17 protein-coding genes are annotated in these 23,581 nt (G+C 52.4%); 15 read left to right on the top strand and 2 right to left on the bottom strand.

What is annotated here, in order from left to right:
- Window positions 1–89 precede the first annotated feature (89 nt).
- Window positions 90–1,280, bottom strand: a complete 1,191-nt coding sequence (locus tag BM258_RS14850) for an extracellular solute-binding protein (protein ID WP_244544722.1) — start codon at window positions 1,278–1,280, stop codon at window positions 90–92.
- 245 nt (window positions 1,281–1,525) lie between these two features.
- Between BM258_RS14850 and BM258_RS14845 the strand changes: the two genes are divergently transcribed.
- A complete protein-coding gene (locus BM258_RS14845; protein ID WP_090073607.1) occupies window positions 1,526–2,749 on the top strand; it encodes an ROK family transcriptional regulator in 1,224 nt (407 codons plus the stop codon).
- Between the two features lie 352 nt (window positions 2,750–3,101).
- Window positions 3,102–3,746 carry a response regulator transcription factor gene (locus BM258_RS14840; protein ID WP_210186763.1) on the top strand — a complete coding sequence of 215 codons (645 nt, stop codon included), beginning with the start codon at window positions 3,102–3,104 and terminating at the stop codon, window positions 3,744–3,746.
- A 273-nt stretch (window positions 3,747–4,019) separates the two neighbouring features.
- Here BM258_RS14840 and BM258_RS14835 read toward each other — a convergent pair whose 3' ends face one another.
- Window positions 4,020–4,202: a hypothetical protein gene (locus BM258_RS14835; RefSeq protein ID WP_090073605.1), complete on the bottom strand. Its 183-nt coding sequence runs from the start codon at window positions 4,200–4,202 to the stop codon at window positions 4,020–4,022.
- A 694-nt stretch (window positions 4,203–4,896) separates the two neighbouring features.
- On the opposite strand from BM258_RS14835, the gene BM258_RS14830 reads away from it, so the two are divergent.
- The 13 genes from BM258_RS14830 to BM258_RS14770 all read left to right on the top strand — a co-directional run bounded on the left by BM258_RS14830 (window position 4,897) and on the right by BM258_RS14770 (window position 23,563).
- Window positions 4,897–6,216 carry a nucleotide sugar dehydrogenase gene (locus BM258_RS14830; RefSeq protein WP_090073797.1) on the top strand — a complete coding sequence of 440 codons (1,320 nt, stop codon included), beginning with the start codon at window positions 4,897–4,899 and terminating at the stop codon, window positions 6,214–6,216.
- Between the two features lie 10 nt (window positions 6,217–6,226).
- The gene (locus BM258_RS14825) at window positions 6,227–7,690 is read left to right on the top strand and encodes a glycosyltransferase (protein WP_090073604.1); all 1,464 of its coding nucleotides are present in this window, start codon (window positions 6,227–6,229) and stop codon (window positions 7,688–7,690) included.
- 17 nt (window positions 7,691–7,707) lie between these two features.
- The gene (locus tag BM258_RS14820) at window positions 7,708–8,817 is read left to right on the top strand and encodes a hypothetical protein (protein ID WP_090073602.1); all 1,110 of its coding nucleotides are present in this window, start codon (window positions 7,708–7,710) and stop codon (window positions 8,815–8,817) included.
- Window positions 8,818–8,900: 83 nt separating this feature from the next.
- Window positions 8,901–10,340: a mannose-1-phosphate guanylyltransferase gene (locus tag BM258_RS14815; RefSeq protein ID WP_175528084.1), complete on the top strand. Its 1,440-nt coding sequence runs from the start codon at window positions 8,901–8,903 to the stop codon at window positions 10,338–10,340.
- Complete coding sequence (locus BM258_RS14810) at window positions 10,337–11,932, top strand: right-handed parallel beta-helix repeat-containing protein (protein ID WP_090073598.1); 1,596 nt, start codon at window positions 10,337–10,339, stop codon at window positions 11,930–11,932. The genes BM258_RS14815 and BM258_RS14810 overlap by 4 nt, the downstream gene beginning before the upstream one ends.
- Before the next feature lie 8 nt (window positions 11,933–11,940).
- Entirely contained in the window at window positions 11,941–13,413 is a 1,473-nt protein-coding gene (locus BM258_RS14805; protein WP_090073596.1) for an MBOAT family O-acyltransferase, read from the top strand.
- Window positions 13,414–13,422: 9 nt separating this feature from the next.
- Window positions 13,423–14,592: an alginate O-acetyltransferase AlgX-related protein gene (locus BM258_RS14800; RefSeq protein WP_090073594.1), complete on the top strand. Its 1,170-nt coding sequence runs from the start codon at window positions 13,423–13,425 to the stop codon at window positions 14,590–14,592.
- Window positions 14,579–15,391: a hypothetical protein gene (locus tag BM258_RS14795; protein ID WP_090073593.1), complete on the top strand. Its 813-nt coding sequence runs from the start codon at window positions 14,579–14,581 to the stop codon at window positions 15,389–15,391. Before BM258_RS14800 ends, BM258_RS14795 begins: the two co-directional genes overlap by 14 nt.
- Window positions 15,392–15,406: 15 nt before the next feature.
- Window positions 15,407–16,726, top strand: coding sequence for an alginate O-acetyltransferase AlgX-related protein (locus tag BM258_RS14790; protein WP_090073591.1), 1,320 nt, complete (start codon window positions 15,407–15,409; stop codon window positions 16,724–16,726).
- Between the two features lie 15 nt (window positions 16,727–16,741).
- Window positions 16,742–17,374 (top strand): alginate O-acetyltransferase AlgF, encoded by a 633-nt coding sequence (locus BM258_RS14785; protein ID WP_090073590.1) that lies wholly within the window; start codon window positions 16,742–16,744, stop codon window positions 17,372–17,374.
- Window positions 17,375–17,397: 23 nt separating this feature from the next.
- On the top strand, window positions 17,398–20,202 hold the full coding sequence (locus BM258_RS14780) for a tetratricopeptide repeat protein (RefSeq protein WP_175528083.1): 2,805 nt from the start codon (window positions 17,398–17,400) through the stop codon (window positions 20,200–20,202).
- 7 nt (window positions 20,203–20,209) lie between these two features.
- The gene (locus BM258_RS14775; RefSeq protein WP_090073586.1) at window positions 20,210–21,499 is read left to right on the top strand and encodes an alginate lyase family protein; all 1,290 of its coding nucleotides are present in this window, start codon (window positions 20,210–20,212) and stop codon (window positions 21,497–21,499) included.
- A 315-nt stretch (window positions 21,500–21,814) separates the two neighbouring features.
- On the top strand, window positions 21,815–23,563 hold the full coding sequence (locus BM258_RS14770) for a polysaccharide lyase family 7 protein (RefSeq protein ID WP_090073584.1): 1,749 nt from the start codon (window positions 21,815–21,817) through the stop codon (window positions 23,561–23,563).
- The last annotated feature ends 18 nt before the right edge of the window (window positions 23,564–23,581 follow it).

The following is a 23,581-nucleotide window of genomic DNA, read 5'->3' as shown; positions in this document are numbered from 1 at the left end:
TGAAGGATGCAGCACGATAATATAAAAGTCACACCTTACAGCAGCAAACCGGACGGAGCCGGGACCAAGGATCCCGGCTCGCAATCTATTTATTCAAGTCCGCTATTCTCAGCAGCAGCCTCAAGCGCATCCTTCGGAGAAGACATGTCCAACAGGGCTTCCTGAATGCCCTGCTGAAGCGCAAGGGACATTTCCTGATAGTGCGGCGTCAAAGGACGGGGATACATGGCTGCAAGGCCTTTCTCGGCGGCTGCAATCAGTTCTTCCTGACCTTCGGTCACTGCGGGGTCTGTGTAGGAGCTGGCCCAGATTGGCAAGCTGAGGCGAGCATAATCGTTCTGAACCTTCTGGGAGGTCATGTAGACGATATAGTCCCATGCTTCGTCAGGATGTTCGGACGTGGAGGTGATGCCAAGGCCCATGGAACCGTTGACGGCGGATTCTTCGCTGATACCTTCAACGCCCGGAGCAGCAACGACGCCAACATTACCGCCGACCTTGCTCTCTTTGGGATCGTTGGCAAGGTTATACATGTAGGTCCAGTTGAGCGCGAAAGCCGCATCCCCATTCTGGAAGACATTGCGGACGTCTTCTTCAAGAAATTCCTTGGAGTTCGGGTTCGTCAGGCCGGACTTGTAGCTATCCACCATATAGTCGAGGGCATCCAGTGCACCACCTTCAGCAAAGGCTGGTTTGCCATCTTTGATGAAATCGCCCCCATAGGCACTGACAAGCGTGGTGTAATCGCAGATTGCCGCTTCGGCCTGTGCCCAGCTCCATGCGATGGGATATTCAACGATCCCGGCATCCTTGATCTTCTGCGCATCGGCCTTCAATTCGGCCCAAGTGGTAGGCGCTTTCTCGATACCTGCTTTCTTCAACATTTCCTTGTTGTAGAACAAATACTTGGTATCAAGAATCCAGGGCATACCATAATATTTGCCATCATAGCTGACCGTCGTCCATGCGCCGGGAAGAATGCCGGATTTCATTTCGTCAGTGATCTTGTCAGAGACATCAACCAGAACACTATTCTGGGCATATTCGGCAGGCCAGATCACATCATACAGAACCACATCATAGCCACCGCCGGCCCCCTGAGAGAGCACGGTCTTGTCATGCAGACCTTCATAAGGCACGAATTCAAGATTGATCTTTACGTCGGGATTGGCTTTTTCAAATTCGGTCGTCATGGCGCGAATATCATCTTCGCTATAGGCGGCCTGCGCCATGAACAGGGCATTGAGCTGGGTTTCGGCAAGCGCGGCACCGGAAACCATGAAGGTCAGGGCGGTGGCTGCCAAAGAGACTGCTGTAATCTTCGAACGCATAAATGTTCTCCTCAAATGAAACTCGACACATCTGTGCCGAGGGTTCTGATAACGCCATGAAAAAGCTTGAGTAGCGTCACGTAGGGGGTGATTAGGCCGTCTTGGGAAATGGCCGATAGCTCTTGGTTGGCTATTTAGTCAAGTAATTGGACTTAATGATTGCGTAACTTTCGCAAGCATGTCAATGTCTTTTTATGAAAAACAGAAAAGCGACCATTCGCGCAGTGTTTGGAAGCAATGCCGGAAGCGCCGGAGCCCATAACCGTCGCGTGATCATAGATGCGATCCGCGTAAACAAGGCTCTGTCCCGGGCAGAGCTTGCGCGCGCCACAAAGCTGACCAAGCAGACCGTCTCCAATATCATTGATGAATTGGAGCAGGACGGGCTGGTCATGCCTTTGAAGACGATCCGCGAAGGCCGCGGCAAACCGGCTAAGCCTTATACACTGGCATCCAATGGTGCCTTCGCCATAGGCCTGCAAATCGACCGCGATGTTGCGCGCCTGATTGTGGTGAATCTCACCGGAGACATCATGATACGGCACTCTGTGAAACTTGATTCCGTTAATCCGGAGGAGGGGTTCGAAACCCTTGTCGATCTGATCAACGCGGCCAGAGCAGAGCTTGAGCAGATGTGCTGTGGTGCTTCGGGACGCACGGCCGGCCTTGGCGTCGCCATGCCGGGTCCGTTTGGCAAGCTGGCAGCAATGGCCAATGAAGCCAATGGGGCCAACGACGATGCCTATTCCATGGCAGTCTGGCAAAGGTTCCCCCTTGTCGAACGCCTCAAGGAAAGAACCGGTCTGGACGTGAGCCTGCAAAATGACGCCGCAGCGGCGACCATTGCTGAAAAGCTTATGGGCAACGCCGACAGCTTCCGCAACGTCGTTTGCTTCTATTTCGGCTTCGGCCTCGGCGCTGGTTTGATCATCAATGGCGAGCTCTATACAGGTGTAGATGGCAACGCGGGCGAGATCGGGCTTCTCAAGCCAGTCATCAGTAGCGCGGAAACCGAAAGCCTTGAGCATATGGCCTCGTTAGCCTCCTTGTGCCACGCCATGGGCTGGAACCCCTCAGATGACAATTTGTTTGCGCACATAACAACGGCGCTGGAAGAGAACAACTTTGTTATGGAGCGCTGGCTTGAGCAGGCAGCCTCCTATCTCAGATGGGCAGCGCAAGGCATGAATCTGATGTTTGCTCCGGAAGCGACCATTCTGTGTGCCACAGCCCCAAAGCCATTGATTGATCGCCTAGTATGCATGATCAACGAAGACATGCGCAAAATGATCAATCCGTCCGGCGCGCCATTCATGATGGCAGGAACCGCAGATCAATGGGCTGTCGCAATAGGGGCAGCATCCGAACCCATCAGCAACAGTTTTTCGCCGCGCCATTCCGCTTTGGTCAAGAGCTAAAAGACGAAGGGCAAACAGCGCCATAGTTTTATTCGTAAAAACCCGCAGGTAAAAAGCGACTATTCAAACAGGAATTTAAAGCGCCTAATATTGTCTAGTGCAATTGTATCCACGTCTATACAAACAGAAATAATAATACTACAATGCCTCCCGGGTTATATTATTTTGTGATGATTTTTTGTCGGGGGACAAAGGTTTTGCTAGAAGATTCGGACTCTTGAAAATCAGGACTGTATTTCTGAGATGACGTTTTCTCAACGAGTGTTGTGAAGATGATCTCTAGAATTGTGCCATAAGTAGAGCTGCGGTTATGATTGAGAATTCAAATACTATTGCAAATCGGAAAAAGCGTTTGGCCTATATTGATGCCGAACCGCTGATATTTGAGGGTGCCAAGGCTCTTCTGAATGGCTCTGACTTTGTCGTGGTTAGAGCCATGGATGACTTCGAGCAGACGTCGGTCGAACAAGCCCTGAGCCTACATCCAGATATTGTCATGATACGCGTTCAGAATATAGAAGAAGGGGAAGTGCTCATCGATCAATTGGGCAGCCGTGGCATTAATGTGCCCTTTGTCTTTCTGGATGCCGATGAAAAGCTGTCCGAGCTGTTCAAGGAACGCGGCTCCAATTATGCATTTTTAAGCAGGACGGTGACCTCGCAAAATTTCATGAATGCTGTATCCATCGTAGCCAATGGCGGAAACTATATCGACCCAAACATTTTACTCAACAAGCACAACGGGCACCGCTCCATAAACAGTGAAACAGACAACGCGCAAGACGACCAGATTGAAATCAGCATTCTGAGCGAAAGAGAAAAGACAGTCTTGCATCAAGTTGCACTGGGGCATTACTCAAAAGAAATCGCCGCCAATCTCAATCTGAGTATCAAGACCATCGAAACCTACAAGAACCGCGCGATGAACAAATTGCAGCTCGCCGACCGGGCATCGATCGTGCGCTATGCCGTGACAAACGGCTGGTTTGATACCTGATTAAAGAGCCATTTCTTTAAAGGCGCTCCATGAGCCTTGGCATGGTCACCAAATGCGCGAACATGCTCTCCAAGCGGAGATGACCAACTTCCGAAAATACACTGGGAATGAGATTTGAGGGCAGGAATTGCCGAAATACACCAGAGATTGAGCTCGACGCGAGCCCATGCGAGGCAAAAAGACCTTTAAAGAAGCACCAAAATTGTGGCTGGAGCCACCGCGCCCAATGGCTCCTATACGATAGATTCCCGGCGAGTTTAAAGCGAGCGCATATCAGGCGCTCTGAAGCTTGCCGCGAATATCGGACAGAGAGATCACGTTGGAAGGGCGATCCTCAAACAGCGTCTCTTGCGCATCCTGCTTGACCAACTCCTTCAGAGTATCAGGATTGATGGACTTACCATCAAGGTCACTCAGCGTATTAGCCAGTCTTTCCACCAAAGCTATCGAATCCATGGCCAGATTCCTCTCGTGTTGCTACTCAGCACCCTTGTACAGAAATAACATTTAAGAAAAATAAATAAGAAGACCGACGAAAATAAGGTCTGGCAAGCAATAGGATTGAAAAGTACGTCCGGAAAAGACGAAAGCGGGATAAATTTTATTTCTTCTGTTTAAGGCTCGATATCGGTTTCCCGAAGATTGAAACGGAAAATAAGAGATAAATTTGGCGATTTCAAGATCTAAATATTGGACTGTCAAGACTTTATTATCAGCAATTGTGATGCAAATCAAAAACGGCATGTGAAATACTTTGATTCATGAAAAATCATTCTAAGTCACTGAATTATGCGGCTTAGTTCCACTCTCATTGTTCGGCATACAAATTCCCTCAAAATAGTTGCTCAAAAATTAGGCGCACACAGTTCCTCGAGCTGTCGGTTGCGCGCAACCTTAACTACACGCATGTAAACCAAAACCATTAACTAATTGAAAAATCATGAGAAAGGATTTTCCTTACAAGGGTTCCATTTATTCTGACTAGGTATTTTTTGGTAGCCACGCTAATCGTTAAGACAAGATTAATATTTGCATAAAATTTGCCCATTTACGGGCCGAAGCTCAGCCCCTCGGGAAATGAACAAGACTTTCCGGGGGTGCATCGAATTCATCGAACAAAAATTAATACTATGAGAACATGAGGTTTGTCGTGGCCAGAATTAGCATTTTTGGTATTGGATATGTTGGAACGGTAGCCGCAGCTTGTCTTGCAAGAGACGGCCATACTGTCATTGCTGCGGATGTTGATCAGAGCAAAGTCGATTCGATCAACGCCGGGAAAACCCCCATTGTAGAGAATGGGCTGGAAGAGCTTATTGAAACCGGCGTCGCAAGTGGTCGATTGACCGCCACGACAGATGCCCGTAAAGCGGTGTTGGAAACAGATGCGTCATTCGTATGCGTTGGCACCCCCAGTGCTCCAGACGGATCTGTCGGTCTGGACTATGTGTTGAGCGTTTGTACCGCCATCGGCAGTGCGCTTTCCCTCAAGGACACGTTCCATTCCGTCATCGTCCGCTCGACGATTGTACCAGGCTCCATGGAAAAGTCCTGCATCCCGGCTCTGGAAGCATCCTCCGGCATGACAGCGGGCGAAGAATTTGGGGTGGGATATTTCCCTGAATTCCTGCGCGAGAGCACCGCCATTGAAGATTATTATGATCCGGGTCTTATCGTCTTTGGCGCTCTTGATCAAAAGACTGACGATATTCTGACCGAGATCAATGGCCAGCTAAATTGCGAAATCAGCTCGGTCAATCTGCGCACCGCGGAAATGATCAAATACACCAGCAACTGCTGGCGTGCCGTCAAGATCACCTTCGCCAATGAAATCGGCAACATCGCCAAGGCCGTCGGCCTTGATGGACAAGAGGTGATGCGCGTCCTCTGTTCAGACATGAAGGTCAACATGTCGCCTTACTTCATGCGCCCTGGCTTCGCCTTTGGCGGCTCGTGTCTGCCGAAAGATCTGCGCGCTTTGCGCTTCCTGGCAAGGTCCAACAATGTCCCATCTCCGATGCTGGACGTGGCTCTTTCTGCGAACGAGGCGCAAATCCGCCGCGCAGAACATCTCGTCGACAATCTGGTGGGCCGTTCGATTGGCATGGTGGGCATCAGCTTCAAGGCTGGTACCGATGACCTGCGCGAAAGCCCCTTGGCTGCGCTGGCAGACCGCTTGATCAAGAAGGGTTACGATCTCAAGATCTATGATCCCTTCGTGCAGGAAGCCTATGACGAAGCAATGAGTGGCGCAGGTCGTGGCAACGACTATGTCGAAAATCTGGAACAACGCCTTGTCAGCTCTATCGATGCACTGATCGAGCAATCCGACATCCTGCTCGTCGGAAACAAATATTCCGAAGTTGTCGAACCTCTCTCCAAGGCCGCTTCAACATTGCCGATGGTCGATCTGGCTCGCCTCAATAACAAGGTGACGTCCAACGGCAATTACGAAGGCATCTGTTGGTGAGGACGAGACGATGGTGGCTCACATTGCATATATAATGGTGATGCTGATCCTTGCTTTGTCCGTGCCGGTCGAGGTCAGCACCAATGCTTCCGGTGCGATCGTTGTTCTGGGCATTGTCGGAGCATGGCGGTACAGTTGGGCCGCGACGAACTTCCTTCGTGCCTTCTGGTACAAGCGGGTTGTGTTTCCCCGGCGGCGTAATGCTGCCGAGGAACGCTATTTCGCCAAGCCAACCCGGGCGCATGCCTTCTTTCTGACGACAACTTTCAAGATTGCGCCAGAAATTTCAGCCCGCGTCTATCGCTCGATCTTCGAGGCGGCGGCCAATTCAAAAGGTGGCGCAACGATCGTAGCCTCCGTGGTTGATGCCTCCGATGTGCGCCTCATCAAAAGCGCATTTGCTTCCATGCCGATGGATATGAGCCGCGTGCAGCTGGTCTTTGACCGGATCGAAGGCACAGGCAAACGTGATGCGCTGGCAACCTCATTGAGGACCATCGCCAAGCATTATCCTTCACGCAATGACATCGTCATCTTCGTGGATGGGGACAGCTGCGTCCCCAAGGATGTGGTCGATCGCTCGGCACCATATTTCCTTGATCCAAGCTATGGGGCCATGACAACGGACGAAACCTCTGAATCCACGGGTGGGCGCCTGTTCCGCGACTGGTTCAACCTTCGCTTTGCCCAGCGTCAGATGATGATGTGTTCCATGGGCATCAGTGAGCGTGTCCTGACGCTGACTGGCCGGATGTCAGTCTTCCGGGCTGACCTTGCCACCAACGCCGAGTTTATCGAGGCGGTACAGAGTGACCATATCGATCACTGGCGGCTGGGTCGGGTGAACTTCCTCACCGGAGACGACAAATCGACCTGGTACTGGTTGCTGCGCAATGGCTACAAGATGGGCTATTTGCCCGATGTCAAAACGCTTTCCATTGAAACCCAACCACGTGCAGGCTTCTTTGACTCCGCCATTACCCTGATGACGCGCTGGTTCGGCAACATGCTCAGAACCAACGGACGAGCCCTATCGCTCGGTCCGGGACGCATCGGGTTCTTTACCTGGTGGTCCATTCTTGACCAGCGCCTGTCAATGTGGACGACCCTTGCAGGCCCCATCGGCTTGCTATTGGCCGCCATTCTGGTCGATCCACTTGTCCTGCTGCTTTACCTCGCATGGGTGATGCTGACCAGATACCTGTTTTGCCTGCTTATCTCTTCGTTCCGGGAAGGGCGTTTCCCGATTACCTATCCCTTCCTTCTCTATTTTAGCCAGACCTTTGGTGCGTTGGTCAAAAGCTACATCCTGTTTCGGCTCGATAAGCAGAAATGGACGCGCCAGAACACCACCAACAAAGCAAAAGCCGTTCGCACTAATTTTATGAAATCAAACTCATTTTCCTGGTTTCTCCAGGGGCTGACCTTCTGTTGGTTGGCTCTGGGCGTTTCCTGGATCACCGGACTTGTTTGAATTGGGAATTAATTGCCATGCATATCGACGATCACAACAAACTACCTGACCATGAGCCTTATGAAACTCTGGATGCCGTTTCGCTCTCTGATGATCATACAAGCGAGCAGGCCATGCTGCAGATGCCTTTCTCGGTCGTTATTGAAGGACGGCAATATGAGGGCGATGGGATTTCGCTGGTCAACGCCTATGTAAAAGGGCTCGCCTCGCGCGACTATGGGCAGGTCATCAAGCCAGCCACGTTCCGGGTACCTTTTGAAGGCTTTCAGGTGACCATGGCCATTGAGGTCGTAATGGTCTGTGTGGACGAGGTGACCGGGCTCTACCGGCTTGATTTCCTCAACCCGACCGGGCCACACCTGCCGCGTTTGCGCTACATTCTCAATGCCTATATCGCAGGCGAAGTCGTCGATATCAACGACCTGCTGAGCGTCACCGCAGACAAGGCCAAGAAAACACCTGCCGGAGCTGCTGATAGCGAACGCTCTTTCGTCCAGCGCTTCAAGTCGATGGTGGGGACCGCCTTTGTCGGCGCGGCCACACTTGGCCTCGTCGTGCTGGCCGGTTCCCTGATCCAGAACCGACTGCTCATCAGAGATGTGCCAAAACTGGCAACCGTCATGCCAAGCGGTGCCGTTATCAAGTCCGGCGTTGATGGACAAATCGTCTATGTCAATCCGCAAGCAGGACTGGAAGAACCGCTCGTCGCCATTCAGGGGGCCGATGGTCGTCAACTGACCGTCGTTAACCCCTGCGACTGCACGCTGACCATCGCCAAGTCAAGCGTGGTGGGCAACGTGGTGGCGACAGACGATAATCTTGCCTTCATTCCGGGCAATGACAGCGGCATTTTGGTTTCGGCCATTCTGCCAGACAAGGAAGCCGAAATGCTCGTCTTTGGCGGTGTTGCAGAAGCAACGCTGGCTGACGGCAGAACAGTTAATCTGCAAACCAAAGACATCAAGCCTCCCGTTTCCGGCCAGTCAGTGACGCGCGTCACTTTCACCGCGCCGGAAGGATTATTGACGCTGGCTGATACGGGAAGCCCTGCCAAACTTCGTATCAAGGACGGCAGATACGTCTCTTTTATGAGTTTATTTAATGAGTACAAACAACAGGTTCTCTGATCCTGTGTGAAGGAATGCCCCATCAGTCGCAAGCCGGGGCAAAAGACCGAACATTGTGCATTAAAATGACAAGGATGAGAAAAATGGTTGGCATCTATCCATTGGTATTGTGTGGAGGGGTGGGGACACGCCTTTGGCCTCTTTCGCGCTCGAATAACCCCAAACAGTTTCAGGCCATCAACGGGTCTGAGGACACGACATTCTTCCAGGCGACCGTCTCCAGACATGTTGCAGACGGCTTCGAAGAACCCATAATCAGTGTGAACAGGTCACATCTGGGGGTCGTCAAACAGCAGCTCAATGATATCGACACCAATGCGACGATTATCGCAGAGCCGCTTGGCAGAAACACGGGGCCGGCCGTATTAGCTGCCGCTATCCACCTTTCCCTTCGGGATCCCGATGCGGTCATGGCGGTTCTGCCCTCAGACCATATCATCAAGGGCGACCTCAACAAGGCGCTCAAACGCATGGTCCCCGCTGCCCACGCAGGCAAGATTGCCCTGTTTGGCATCGAGCCACGCTATCCGGAAACCGGGTATGGTTACATTGTCGATGGTGGCCCACATGACGAAGTGGCCTTTGCACAAAAGGTCTCGCGCTTTGTCGAGAAACCACCGTTTGAAATCGCCGAACAGATGATGATCGACCGCAATGCCTTCTGGGCATCCGGCATCAGCATGTTCCGCGCAGACGTGATCATGGAGGAATATCGCAGACTTGATCCGGATTCCTTTGAACAGGTCATGGCGGCCTATTCAAACGCTGAATATTTCCCGGATCGACTAGAGCTGGCTGGCGAAGACTTCGCCCGCGCCGTGAGTGGCCCGACCGAAGCCATCGTATTTGAGAAAACCGACCGCACCATTCTCGCTCCAACCGATATCGACTGGAATGATGTCGGCGCCTGGAAGGCATTCCATGCTGTGAGTGAAAAGGATGATCAGGGCAACTATGTCTCCGGTGACGTCGTTTGCATCGACTCCAAGGATTCTTACATCCGTGGCTCACAGAACCGCCTGATCGCCGTATTGGGCATTGAGGATCTCGTGATCGTGGACACCGACGACGCTTTGCTGGTGACCACCCATGACCATAGTCAAAAAGTGAAATCCATCATTTCCACTCTGGAGGAAGATGGCCGCAATGAAGTGGTCGCCCACGCATCCAAAACCCTGCCTTGGGGACAGGCAATCAAGATGCAGTCTGGCAAGAGCTTCAATCTCACCATGCTTCGCATCGAACCGGGCCGCACGCTGCTGTTTGATGAAATGGCACACTATCATCGCCTTCTCACTTTCTCCGAAGGGCAGGGCGTCTTTACCAACAAGGCAGGCATCAGCCAGTTCACGCCCGGCGATGTGGTTGAAGTGAAGGAAGGGGAAGCCGCAACCTTCCGCAATACAGGCAACGAAACCGCTGTCATCGTTGAGATCCAATATAAGGTCGAAGGCGAAGAAGTTCTCGACTACCAGAAGTCCGCCGTACTTGGTGTCGAAGTCCGCGCCGAAGAGGTGGCATGATGATTGGCCTGATCCGGACAACAGCATTCATATTGGCTGCGATGGCTCCGGCTCTGTTGCCCGGGGAAGGGATCAGTGCGCGTGCAGAACAGGGGCTCTTGCGCGCACTGCCCGACCCTTTGGGCGATGTAACAGAGCTCAAGCAGCAATTGGCTCTGGCGCCGGATCTGGATATCTATGCGTTGTCAAATTCTGTGTCGCAAATCATGCCAAGCCTGACCCCTGAAGCTTGGGGACAGGACGGTGATGATGTAACAGCCTCTCCCCTTGAAGGCGTAAAGAAAACCGCTCGGAAACAACGGCTCGATTTTCTGCCGATGGATCTGGTGCTCGGGCAGGTCAGAAAGCAGATGGGCAGCAAGCATCATGCCGATTTGCGCTTGGCAAACCCGAGAGCGGGCCAACCTGTACTGACCTTACAGAGCGGAGCCTTCACACTGGCCGATATCCATGCAGCCCTTGAAAAAGCGGGCAATAGCGAAGCTCTGACCAAAAGCGACAGTGTCTACAGCCTGCATTATCCGCTGTTCATCATGTCGGCGGCCAAATTGCAAATTGAAGCTGGAGAAACCCTGACCCTTTCGACAGCTGAAGGCGTATTTGTCGTCAATATCGGCAATTTCTCCATGCACAAGGCAGAGCTTAAGGGGAGCGAGCAGCGCAATAAGGTCAAGGATTTCAAACCCTTTATCCTGACAGCTCTTGGTGGCGGAACGGATATCGTTGGCAGCAAGCTTTCCAATCTGGGTTTTGGCGACCGTACCTATATGCGCGGCATCGATGTTGTCTCCAATCTGCTCTTTCCGATCCAGACACAAATGCGTCTGCTATCCAACCGCATTGTCGATGTTGGATCCATTGAGATGATCGGCATGAAGCAGATTGATATTCGAAACAATCTGATCTTAAACAGCAAAGATTCCGCGCTTCGCATCAGAAATGTCGAAAACGGTCAGGTTCAGAACAATATCATTGTCGGCAGCCAACATCACGGCATCCATCTGACCCAGAATCCGAAAAACCTAATGATCAGTGGTAATGTCATTTCCAGCGGGCAGGGGGCTGGAATCTATGCTTCCGGCGGCGTTTCCAAAGCGCATATTCTGAACAATCTTCTTCTGGACAACGCACAGGACGGCATCGCTCTGGAAGGGGCAGCCTGTTCCGAGATCTCCGGCAATTCGATCTATCAGAATGGCAAAGGCGGCATTGCAACAACCAACAGCCTAGCCATGCATTTTCAGAAGAATATTATCGCGGGCAATAGCGGGGCTGCCATTGCCATCATCGGCGGCATCGCCACCGAAGACCGCCATCAACTGAATCACAACCGTTTTATTGACAATGAAATTGGTGTTCTGGCCCGTCACTCTCCCAAGTTGGAACTGACTGGCAATGATTTTTCCAGACAGCTGCCGGTTCTTTTCTCCGGCGAGCTGAAACGCAATTTACCTCAATATTTAGCCCGTGCAGGAAAGCTCGACAACGGGGTTTCCGGCATCTTTACGACCACCAACTCAACAGCAGCCGCGGTTGGCAATGGTGGCGCTCGTCAATTTGTTCTTCTCAATCTGGAAAGCTGTAAGCTCTAGGTGTCAAAATGGTATTTTCATCAGAACAATTCCTATTTTTATATTTGCCGCTGTTTCTGGCTTTCTATTACCTCACGCCAGTCAGACTCCGCTCATGGACGCTCGTTCTGGGGTCCTATATCTTTTACGCCTGGTGGCGCGTTGATTTTCTCATGTTGCTCTTTCTGGTGACGCTGTGGACCTACGGCTTGGGCCTGAAGATCCAGCTTGCGACCAGCGAAGCCAGAAAGCAGCTTTTCTGCGCGATCGGCGTGATCGGTTGCCTGTTGGTGCTGGGCGTCTTCAAATATCTCAATTTCTTTGTCGACAGCTTTGCCGCTCTTGCTGGCATGACGGCACAGGAGATGGGCGTGCATTGGCGCCTTATCCTGCCGATCGGCATTTCCTTCTATATTTTCCAGTCGATCAGCTATCTGATCGACATCCGCCGCGGCGATGCACCTGCAACGAAAAGCTTTATCGATTTCGCAGCCTTTATTGCCCTGTTCCCGCAATTGATCGCCGGTCCCATCCTGCGCTTCAAGGATCTTGCAGACCAGATCGATCACCGCGAGCATAGCGTCAAGCTCTTCACTGACGGCATGACACGGTTCACCATTGGTCTGGCCAAGAAAATCCTTCTTGCTGACAGCATCGCGCCCATTGCCGATGCGGCTTTTGCCTCTAGCGATCCGACATTCGGCGAGGCGCTGCTGGGCACGGTTGCCTATACGCTTCAGCTCTATTTCGACTTCTCCGGCTATTCCGATATGGCCATCGGCCTTGGCATGATGATCGGCTTCCGCTTCATCGAGAATTTCAACCGTCCCTATATCTCTCGCTCCATTACCGAGTTCTGGAGACGCTGGCATATTTCCCTGTCTGTCTGGCTACGCGATTATCTATATATTCCGCTCGGGGGGAACCGTGGCTCCGTTTACAGAACCTACCTCAATCTCTGCACGGTCATGGTGCTGGGCGGCTTGTGGCACGGAGCCAGCTGGACCTTCGTCATCTGGGGTGCCTGGCATGGCGGATGGCTTGCCCTTGAGCGCATGACGGGCTGGGTCAAGCGGGCAGACAGCGTCTGGTTCTCGCTGCCAATCACATTTGTCATCGTCATGATCGGTTGGGTTGTCTTCCGTGCAGAAAATGTCGGTGTGGCGATGGATATGTATGCCGGACTTGTTGGCGCCAACGGCGTTGTAATCCGCCCGGATTTCCTCATTGGCCTACCGCAGGATGCGTTCGTCTTCCTTTGCATCAGCGCCCTGATCGCCGCTCTTGAAGGCAAATTGCAAACATGGTTCGGCTCTTCCAAAACAGAGCAAGAAGACAGCGGATTGCTGGTCAAGAATGGCCAAGGGGGCTTATCGGCCGCCGCCATGCTCCCGGCTGTACGCTCTATGTCGCTGACACTGGCCACAAGCGCACTTCTGGTGTTGGCCGTTGCCAAGCTGGCTGAACAAAGCTTTTCACCCTTCCTCTACTTCCAGTTCTAGGAGAAAGATATGATTGTTAAGATCGCAAATGCTTTTCGTCTTCTGACTCCGGCTCTCTTTATCGGCTATGCCGTTTATGCCAATGCAAGCCTGTTTCTGAGCGATGAAACCAAGCTTCAGAGCACCAGTGAACGGAGCCTTCTGGAAGGTGGGCTGACCCGTGAATTCGAAGAGATCTACAAGACCAGCCTGCCGCACCGCGAACCGGCTGTGGGCCTGTTGGGCGCGGCTCGTTACCTCACGCTCGGTGTTGGTAAAAAGGGCGTCGTCGTGGGGGATGACGAATGGTTCTTCACCGAAGAGGAATTCGGTCCAGACATCGATTCCGAACCACTGATCGAGCGATCCGTCGCAGAGATTGCCGCTGTCAAAAACGAACTTGGCAGCCGCAACATCAAACTTGTGCTGGTGCCTCTGCCGCAAAAATCCGACATCTATTCGGAGCATCTGGAAACTGTTTCAGACACCTCCAATGCGATTAGCCAATATCACCAGTTCGTTTCACGTCTGCAATCCCAGGGTATCGAGGTAGTCGACACGCGCGACACCATGATGTCTGCCAAATCGGAAGGGAATGTCTTTTTCAAAACCGATACGCACTGGACGCCTCTGGGTGCGCAGAAAGTCGCGGCAGCAATCGAGCAGGACATGTCGTTGCCCGATGATCTCGACAGCAAATCCTTCAAGCTCTTCAGCGCAGAAGAGGAGACCTTCTGGGGCGATCTGGTCAATTTCGTGACTGGACAGGATTACGGCAAACTGGCGGGCATTGATCAGGAGCACACCAATATCTGGCGCGCAGAAGAAGAGGTATCGGACAATGCTACGCTGGATCTGTTCGGCTCCGAAGACAGCTTCCCGGTCGTACTGGTTGGTACCAGTTACAGTGCAGATACGCGTTGGTCCTTCGCTGAATTTCTCAAGAAAGATTTGAAAGCCGATGTCCTGAACCTGGCCGAAAAGGCCAAGGGCCCGGGCGCGCCGATGTATGCCTTTCTTCATGGCGACATCCTCAAAGACACGCCCCCTCGGGTCGTCATCTGGGAATTCCCGACGCGCTATCTGGCGCAGAAGGGCATCTGGGATGAGAAACCACAGCCAAAGGACGACACATCGGCCGGCGCTGAAACCGTCGATTTGAACCTCTTGTTGAAGGAGCAGAGTGATGAGCATTCGTAACATCAAATCCCTGATGCTTGCATCCTGCCTTGCTCTTGCAACTGGCAACGTCAATGCTGCAGCCAATAGCCAGCGCCAGCATGTCATCGGTGTTGAGGTCAACAGTCCGCTAAACCTGCCGCAGATCCAGTCTGCCAATAATGGGCAGCCACAGCGCCCTGTCGTCAAGGTGTCTTCGGCCTTCAATCTCGATACCTATCGCTTGAAGCAAATCCGCAAACGTTTGGTCAGAAAGCAGCATGTTTCCTACAAGGATCTGCGTGAGCTTGCCGATACGGGCGATGGTCTGGCCGCCTATCGCTTCGCCAAGCGCCTTATGGGAATGGGCCGCAACGATATTCTCTCCGATGTCGCGCATTATCTGTCCATCGCAGCTTATGACGGGCGCAGTTATGCCGTCCGGCCACTGGTCAAGATCCTGAAAAACCAGAATGTCGAATTCACTGACAGCAGATTGGAACATCTGGAACAGGCACTTCTGCGGCAGGCCAGAAGTGGCGATCAGAAGGCGCTGTTGGCCCTCGCTCAATTTTATGAACAGGGCTCGCCATTCGGAGCCAAACCGGATCTGGCCATGGAGCTGATGAAACGGGTGGATACGTCAGCCTATGACGACAAGATTGCCCTGCGTCTGGCGGCCTCCATAGCCTCTCACCAGCCTTTGATGCCCAAGGAAAAAGAGGAAGTGAAGCGCTATCTGGATGTTGCGGATCGCAGCGATGATTTTGGCATTCGGGCAGCCGCGAAGAATTTGAGAAAACTTATTAATTTGCCTCAGCCTGTGGGCGAGGAAACCTAAAAACGAGTATTTGTCATGACCGATTTGAAACCTCTATTTGCCGCTCTATTATGCGCCACCATATTCTCGGGGGACGCCGAAGCGAAAGGCGATCTTTCATCTTCGGCCTTTGGCTGCAAGCATCTTGAAGATGTGGCCGACCCGCGTTCACTGGAAGGAAAATCCGGATATTTCTACCGGATCTTCACGGATATGAGACTGCATTTCAGCTTCTCCGATGAATCGATCCAGAATCTTGCAAAACTGTCTGAAGTCCTGAAGGAAAAGGGCACAACGCTGATCTATGCGCCCGTACCGACCAAAAGTCAGGCCATGCCGGATTTCTTGCCCGAAAGAGCCAAGCTCTATGGCTATGATCGTAAGCTCGCGGCGCAAAGCTATCAGACCGTTATTGATCGTCTGAAAGCAGCCAATATTCTGGCTGTCGATCTTCAAAGCCCCATGCTGGCGGCAAAATCCGAAGACGGACTGTTCTTTCGCTCCGATTTCCACTGGACAGCTCAGGGGTCACGCCTTGCGGCCAAGGCCATCGCCGATGTCATCAAGGCGCAGCCGGGATATGCCTCTATAAAGAAAACCAAATTCAAGACCCGCGAACTCGACCGTATGGTGTCCTTCTCGACATTGCGCAACAATCTACAGCGCTTCTGCAAGGATGCCCTTCCTGTGGTCGAAAGCATGGCCTACGAGACCACCAAGGTTGATCAATCCTCGGGCACGGTTGACCTTTTCGGTGCCGAGGCCGCAGACCCGATTGCATTGGTCGGCACCAGTATGTCAAACGCTGAGGCTGGCAATTTTGGCGGCTTTATCAGCCAATACAGCTCCCTGACGCTGACCAACTATGCCATATCCGGCGGCAACCAGTTTGGCTCGATCCTCTCTTACATGACCTCACGCGAATTTCAGGAAAACCGCCCACGCTTTCTCATATGGGAAAACCCGATCTACAACAATCTGGGACAATATGGGCCCGCCCCATGGGTGGAATTGCTGGCCGCGGCATCGCAGACCTGCCAGCCCGCGCTTGAGGTGCAGAATATCGGCGAGCAGCAAGATGAATTTTTCGTTGATCTTGCCTCTGTGAAAGTCGCCTCCAATCAGGCTGTGATGGTGGAAACCCAGGACCAGACCATTCGCAATCTCACAGTTGAAGCTGCGTTGGCCAATGGACAGCATCGCAGCATTGCCATGCATCGGGGCGACCGCCTACGCGCCACAGGCCGATTTTATTTCCCCTTGCTGCCGCTTGAGCAGGCTCCAATCAAGAGCTTGAAGTTGACTTTCAACCGGCCTCCCGAAGGTGGGAGCGAACTCCAACTTTGTTCATACTGATAACGGACGACGACCATGTTTAAGACATTTCATTTCGCATTCTTCCTCATTGCTTCTGTTCTGCTTTCTGCGGTAGCAGCCAGTGCAAACGACTCCGGCCTTTACGCAAAGGCCCTCGATCCGAATTCTTCCTTTGTGCGGGTTCTGGTGAGCGGCAAGACAGCTGTGAGAATTGACAGCAAGATCTATCCGCAACTGGAAACAGGCATTTCGCCATATGTCGTTGTCTCTCCCAGCAGCGTTGAAGTCGTCATTGGAGACCAATCCGGAACCGTGCAGGCAAAACCTGGAAAATTCTATACCATTGTTCAGAACAAGTCCGGCGAACTGAAGGTGATCGACGATCAGATCGCCGTCAACCCGGCCAAAGCGAGCCTCAGCTTTTACAATCTGACGGATATATCTGCATTGGATTTCTATGTACCACAGGCAAAGGCCAACGCCGTGTCCGCTCTTGCTGCCGGCCAAGCCAAAACCGTGCAGTTGAAGGCCCCTCTGACGCTTGATTTTTCCGCCATGGCAGATGGAGCATCGCAAGCGACTGTACACGAGGTGCTTCTGGAACGCGGCAGCGGAACATCCATTATTGCGGAAAACCGGGATGGCACCTTCCATCTGCGCTCGGTTCGCAACGAAATAGCCCACTAACCAGAATGAGGAGAAACATCACTATGAGAAACTCCAGATATGGTTTGGGCAGACTGCTGCCCGGAAGCATTATCGGGATCGCGGTGGGACTGCTGACCAGCACCAGCATTCAGGCAGCGCCTGTTGCGGTGAAATTCGCCCCTCCGAAGATCGAACTTGGCAAAATTTGCGAAGCACGGCGCCCGGACGCCCAGATCATTGCCAGTTGGCAGGACTGGGATGGCAAGGTGCTGCCCAAGGGCCGCTCGACCGAAGAATCCTTCCGTGAGTTGGTGCGCCTGCAATATATTGATGCGAGCAGCTTCTACGACAAGATCCTCGCTGGCTTAAAGCTGCAAAAGGCTGCAGATCCCTATTACGACGATGCACGTTATCTGGTAGACCTCATCCAGCTCCATATGCGCGCGGGCAAATTTCAGGAGATCCGCGACAAGCAACTGGTTGAACAGCTGGAAAAGGTGAGTGGAACCTCACCCAAGGCCCAGAACTATCTGGCAGACCTGCATCTGCAAGGCTTCCATCCCGATAGCGATCCGCAAAAAGCAATCGAGCTGAAAATTCAGGCGGCCTATGACGGCGAGCCCAACGCCATGCTCTATCTTGCCCAGCGCACAGCTGGCGGCGAAGAGATTGCAGGGTGGGATGTCGCGCCTGATATCGCGGTTACGCTGGCTTTTGGCGCCATTCTGGGCAAGCTCAATTCGTCCATATGCGAGCGAACAGTTCGGCTCGCTCGTGAATATGCCAATGGCGATGTGGTTCAGCAGGATCACGAATTGAGCGATGCATGGTATCGATTTGGAGCAGATCTGGGCGACGACTTTTCCGCATGGAAGTCGGCCGAATATCATCTCACTAGCGAGTATTTGACCAAGAATAACGACTATCTGGTGAAATATCTCAAGCAGGCTTCTGACGGTGACATCCTTTCAGCTCAGCTTGAATATGCCCGAGCGCTGGAAATCGGCGCGCTGGTTGATGAAAACAGGCAAGAAGCTCTGGCGATCTATCGCAAGATCGTCAAGAAAAACCCGCGTCTGGGCTATTTACGCATTGTGCAATTGCTTGATGCCGACCGCAAAACAAGCCCCAAGGCGGCCAAAGCGTTCAAACAGGCTCTCGTGAACCTGTCCGAGCAGGATGAAGCGCCCGGCTGGGTTTTTGCCAAACTGGGGCAGGTTGAACTGGAAGAAAAGGGCAAGTGGCTCGGCACCCCCATGGCCAAGACCTATTTTGAAAAAGGGGCGAGCAAGGGGGACGCGGAATCGCAGTATCAGCTTGGTAAATTGCTGATGCATGACAATGATGATCCGTCCAACTATGAAAAGGCCATAGACCTCTTCAATGAAACCATTTCAGCAGATGGCAAGGTGGCATCTCTGTCCGCCCTTTCACGCGCCCACAGCTGCTTCTCGCGTCGTCAGAATGACACCAAAATTGCTCGATTCTGGCAACGTGCCGAACGCGGCGCTGGCAACAGCAGTTTGAGGGTCACACCTGAGAGCCTACGCCTTGCGTCAGTCGGTGAGAGCAACAGAAACTGGGAAATCCAGAGCCGCACCCAGAATACGGCTCTGTTTGGCCGCACCAAGGCCCTGCAGAATTTTGCCACTCTGATGTTAGACAAACTCGCCATAGCCGAGGATGAAACAAAACGGCAAGAATTGCTGCAGCAAATCAGCTTCTGGCAAGATTTCTCCAAGCAATATGATGGCGGAGAAGCCTCTTTCGTTACCGGCCTCTATAACGCCGCAAGAACGCCAGAAGGCAAGGCTCGTTACCTTGAAGAATTGCAAGCCCTTGCAGATCAAAAAGACGATAACGCCATGTTGCGCGTTGCCAACATCTATCTTGCAGATGAGGCTGGCAGTGTGGACAAGGTGAAAGCGGCCGAAGATCTGATCCTGAAGAGCGAAGGCAAAATCTCCGAAGATCTATTGCAGGCGCTGCTCAATGCTCGCATGGCTCATGGCATGGAAACGGTTGCCTTTACCAACAAACATCTCGACAATCTGACAAAACGCGCCAGTGCGCAGTCTCTGTTGATATTGGCGTCTATACAGTCTGATGAAGAGCGCCAACGCGATCTGTTCAACAAATCCGTCGTCCAGATGGGCTGCGATTTCGACACGTCGTTCAAGATGGTCGAGTTCTTACGCAAGACATACGGCCATACAGACATATTCAATCACTGGCTAAATGTCGCTGACCGCCTGCATACGCAAGACTGGCAAAGCGTAAAACTGGGCGATATCTATGCCGAGCAGGAAACGCAGGAAGCGCGCGCCAAAGCTTTCAATCTTTACATGGAAGCAGCCAGAGCAAAGAACAATGTCGCAGCCATTCGTCTGCTCGATTGGGTCGCAGACCCGAAAAGCGAGTTTTACGATACCGCACTGGCCGTCGATCTCTTCAATCAGGCCATCGAAACCGCAAGACCAAGCTTGTCCTTTGGCATAGCGAACCGCGTAAAGCGGGCACCTGAACCCATCAGGGTTGCTGTTCTGGAGAATAACAGTCTGGAGAATCTTTATCGCTCTTCAGCTGAGGCAAGAAATCCGGTCGCCATGCGCGAACTGGCGAAAATCCTCAGAAGCGGCGAACCCAATGACAGTCGCCTGAAGGAAGCCAGCAGCTGGTTGCAGTTGGCAGCTGAAAAGGATGATGTGGAAGCCATGGCAATTCTGGCTCAGAACTACGCCTTCGGCATTGGGGTGAACCCGTCCGCAGAGCTCGCACAAAAATGGCTCCGTGCGGCAGCGGAAGCCGGAGACAAGACGTCGGCAACTTTGCTGGCACTTTCTGAAAATCAAACTGAGGCACAGTGAACCCGGCATGATTTATAAAATCGAAGAATGGATCAGAAAAGGAGGGCGAGCAACTTTGCTCGCCACTCCGCTTCTGTTTGCAAGCCTTGTTTCTCAGGCTGCAACGACCTCTTCTAACAATGAGGCGGAGGGCTTCCAATGCCCAGACTTTCCCGAAGCTACCATTTCCCTAAGCTATGGCAGTCGCTACAAAGACGATAGCAAGTCGCGCTCGGAGCTTGATAAAGAAGCCAATGCGGCGGTTAACAAGGCGCTTGGCCCATCGGACAAATTCATCCAGATTCTGGCAAGACTGGCCGACAAGGCACAAAAGAAGACATCGCAAAGAGAGGATATCGTCCGCTGCGCCATCGGCGCGATCCATCACTGGGCGGAAGCGGATTCCTTCAGCGAAATCGACAGTCTGACAGCCAATCTTTCCTATGCATCACGTGTTGGCGGCATCGCCATTGCCTATGCGCAATTCAAAGCGCTCATCCCGCAAGAACAAGAGGAGCCAACAGATGAGGTGACATCGGTTGGCCAATTACAGCTGCTTGAAGAAACCGACCCGCAGGACACCGAAGAGGAAACAAAGAAAGCCAGCGCGGAGGCTTCTGACGATCTCAATGAGTCTGAAAGCCAGGCAAAAAAGAACACGGTCCAGCTACCGGAAGAGTATCGCGAAGACACAAAGACCATCGAGCATTGGTTGGCTGGTTTGGGTGACTCTATCATCCATTTCTGGGAAACAGACGGGCCACCGATGGCCAGCAAGAACAATCTCAGGGCATGGGCCGCGCTGGCTATCATCCAGATCGGCCTGACCGTTGAAAATGAGGATTTCATCGAATGGGGCCTGGAGAGCCACCGGGTGATTCTGGATACCATAGAACCCGACGGCAGTCTCCCCATGGAAATGAGACGCGGCAGATATGCCCTGCATTACCAGTTGCATGCTGTCGCCCCGATGGTCACGGCAACAGCCATGTTGCAAGAAGCAGACAAACGCAACTCGCAGATTTATATGGATCGCCTGATGATGGCGGCAAAATTCTCCTTACGGGCAATCGAAAAGCCCGAACTTGTCGAAGAAAAGACAGATAAGCCACAAACCGTCAAATCTGGCCTTCTGGAACAGAAGAAATACCAGATTGCCTGGCTTGAACCTTTGCTGGCACTTGAAGAAAACCCTCAACTGGATGCCACAATCAACGATTTGCGGCCACTTCGAAATTCCAAATTGGGGGGCAACATGACCTTTAGATTTCATGATAGCAAAAATGACAAGCAAGATTTCGGAGAGAATGATCAATAAGTATTCAATGAGTAAAAATTAAACAAAACAAATAATAAACATACTGACTAATTTTTAATCATGTATTTATTGATTTAAATCATGGGGATTAAATGGATCAATATTCATGGTTAACAATTTTTTAACCATATTCTTTCGATACTTTCGTCCAAGTTGGTGAGTGAATTGCGAGTCTCTTTAGACTATCCTGTTTTTATACAAGACAGTCTAAATCCCCCAAGGGAATACCAAGAATTCCAGATCGCTTTTCAGACCAAAACTTGGGTCTTTGACATGTAGTGAGCCTGTCAAAGGCGAAAGAGCTGAGGAAAAACGATGACAACGAATTCCGACAATTTTGACTTATCCGCCTGGAAACTCAACTTGCCTATTGATTTCGATGGTGGAACCGATGGTCGCGCCCGAACCATAAGCAAGCTGGATGGGTATGAAAGCGAGTTCTTCTATGACGCAGCAGATGGCGCCATGGTAATGACGGCAAGCGTTGACGGCGCAACAACCGGCAATGCCCGCTATGCTCGCACAGAGCTAAGAGAGAAAGACGGCGACGAGAGTGCCGCCTGGTATCTAAGCGAGGGCGGCACAATGACCGCGACCTTGCGCATCGATGAAGCCCCGACCTGGGACAATGGCCAAGACGGCAAGATCGTTATTGGTCAGGTGCGCGGCAAGGTAGACGAGCTTGTTCGTCTCTATTGGGACAATGGCTCTGTCTACTATTACAGTGAGCATAGCGGACCCGACGACAAGACCCTCAAATTCCGCTTTACGAATGAAGACGGAGATGAACCTTCTATCAGTATAGGCGACAATTTCTCCTATCAGATGGAAGTGCGAGGGGATGAAATCAAAGTGGTGATCTATGCTGATGGAGAGGTTTATACCTCCGAAACCTCCATCACAGACCACTGGACAAACGAGCCTCTCAACTTCAAGGCTGGCTGCTATCTCCAGCTTAACGAATCCATGGGAACCGGCACAGGGCAGGTTTCCTTTTACGGTTTGGACTATTCCCACACGGAAGGTGAGGGATATGGCGGGCTGGTTGATGTAGAACAACCCGTCGATAATGGAAATACCGGAGAAGGCGAACCTGGCGGCACTGACGGTGGAGAAACCGGAAGTGGCGAGACCGGCGGCACTGACGGCGGAGAAACCGGAAGTGGCGAGACCGGCGGCACTGACGGCGGAGAAACCGGAAGTGGCGAGACCGGCGGCACTGACGGCGGAGAAACCGGCAACGGTGGAAACCATGATGACATGAACGAAATCACCGGTGACGACTCCAATGATCGCCTCTATGGCACCGGCGATGATGACATGATCACCGGCCTAGAAGGACGCGATCGCATTCTGGGCGGTGATGGAGATGACACGCTCTCTGGTGGCGATGGCAAAGACAAGATCTTTGGCGGTGACGGTGCCGACACCATTTATGGCGGGGCTGACAAAGACCGCTTGCTTGGCGAAGACGGCAACGACACGATCTACGGTGACGGTGGCAATGACAAGCTCTATGGCGAGGATGGTGATGACATCCTGCATGGCGGCTCCGGCAATGACCGGATCAATGCCGGTGAGGGTGACGATACCCTTTACGGTGGTGCTGGCAAAGATGACCTGAGAGGCGGGCAGGGCGACGACACTCTCTATGGTGGCGATGGCGATGACAAGCTCTTCGGCCATAGTGGCGATGATGTCCTGGTCGGCAGAGAAGGTGCTGACACGCTCATAGGCTCGTCTGGCGCTGACAAATTCGTGCTGGAATCCATTGACGACAGCACGGTTGATGTGGGTGGTCGCGACCTGTTCAAGGATTTTGACCTCACCGAAGGCGATATCATTGATCTCAGCACGATTGATGCCAACAGCACGGTTTCGGGTGATCAGGCCTTCTCCTTTATCGGTGAAAACGCATTTTCCGGCGTAGCTGGTGAATTACGCACCGAAGTTGATGGCAGCATCCAGACCATTCTGGGAGACGTTGATGGCGATGGAGACGCAGACTTTGCTGTCGACATCAGAACATCAGACCATTTGTTGTCTGGGGATTTCAGCCTTTAGGGCAGAACAACCAACACG

It is taken from the genome of Cohaesibacter marisflavi (genome assembly GCF_900115225.1).
GTDB classification, from domain to species: Bacteria; Pseudomonadota; Alphaproteobacteria; order Rhizobiales; family Cohaesibacteraceae; genus Cohaesibacter; species Cohaesibacter marisflavi.
Note: the sequence above shows the minus strand (reverse complement) of the source record. Positions and strands in the feature narration are given on the sequence as shown.

Excerpts from the sequence above, each read along its gene's own strand:
- BM258_RS14850 (WP_244544722.1), bottom strand. The coding sequence starts at position 1,280 with ATGGTTTCCGGTGCCGCGCTTGCCGAAACCCAGCTCAATGCCCTGTTC.
- BM258_RS14845 (WP_090073607.1), top strand. The coding sequence starts at position 1,526 with ATGAAAAACAGAAAAGCGACCATTCGCGCAGTGTTTGGAAGCAATGCC.
- BM258_RS14835 (WP_090073605.1), bottom strand. The coding sequence starts at position 4,202 with ATGGATTCGATAGCTTTGGTGGAAAGACTGGCTAATACGCTGAGTGAC.
- BM258_RS14825 (WP_090073604.1), top strand. The coding sequence starts at position 6,227 with ATGGTGGCTCACATTGCATATATAATGGTGATGCTGATCCTTGCTTTG.
- BM258_RS14820 (WP_090073602.1), top strand. The coding sequence starts at position 7,708 with ATGCATATCGACGATCACAACAAACTACCTGACCATGAGCCTTATGAA.
- BM258_RS14815 (WP_175528084.1), top strand. The coding sequence starts at position 8,901 with ATGGTTGGCATCTATCCATTGGTATTGTGTGGAGGGGTGGGGACACGC.
- BM258_RS14810 (WP_090073598.1), top strand. The coding sequence starts at position 10,337 with ATGATGATTGGCCTGATCCGGACAACAGCATTCATATTGGCTGCGATG.
- BM258_RS14805 (WP_090073596.1), top strand. The coding sequence starts at position 11,941 with ATGGTATTTTCATCAGAACAATTCCTATTTTTATATTTGCCGCTGTTT.
- BM258_RS14800 (WP_090073594.1), top strand. The coding sequence starts at position 13,423 with ATGATTGTTAAGATCGCAAATGCTTTTCGTCTTCTGACTCCGGCTCTC.
- BM258_RS14795 (WP_090073593.1), top strand. The coding sequence starts at position 14,579 with ATGAGCATTCGTAACATCAAATCCCTGATGCTTGCATCCTGCCTTGCT.
- BM258_RS14790 (WP_090073591.1), top strand. The coding sequence starts at position 15,407 with ATGACCGATTTGAAACCTCTATTTGCCGCTCTATTATGCGCCACCATA.
- BM258_RS14785 (WP_090073590.1), top strand. The coding sequence starts at position 16,742 with ATGTTTAAGACATTTCATTTCGCATTCTTCCTCATTGCTTCTGTTCTG.
- BM258_RS14780 (WP_175528083.1), top strand. The coding sequence starts at position 17,398 with ATGAGAAACTCCAGATATGGTTTGGGCAGACTGCTGCCCGGAAGCATT.
- BM258_RS14775 (WP_090073586.1), top strand. The coding sequence starts at position 20,210 with ATGATTTATAAAATCGAAGAATGGATCAGAAAAGGAGGGCGAGCAACT.
- BM258_RS14770 (WP_090073584.1), top strand. The coding sequence starts at position 21,815 with ATGACAACGAATTCCGACAATTTTGACTTATCCGCCTGGAAACTCAAC.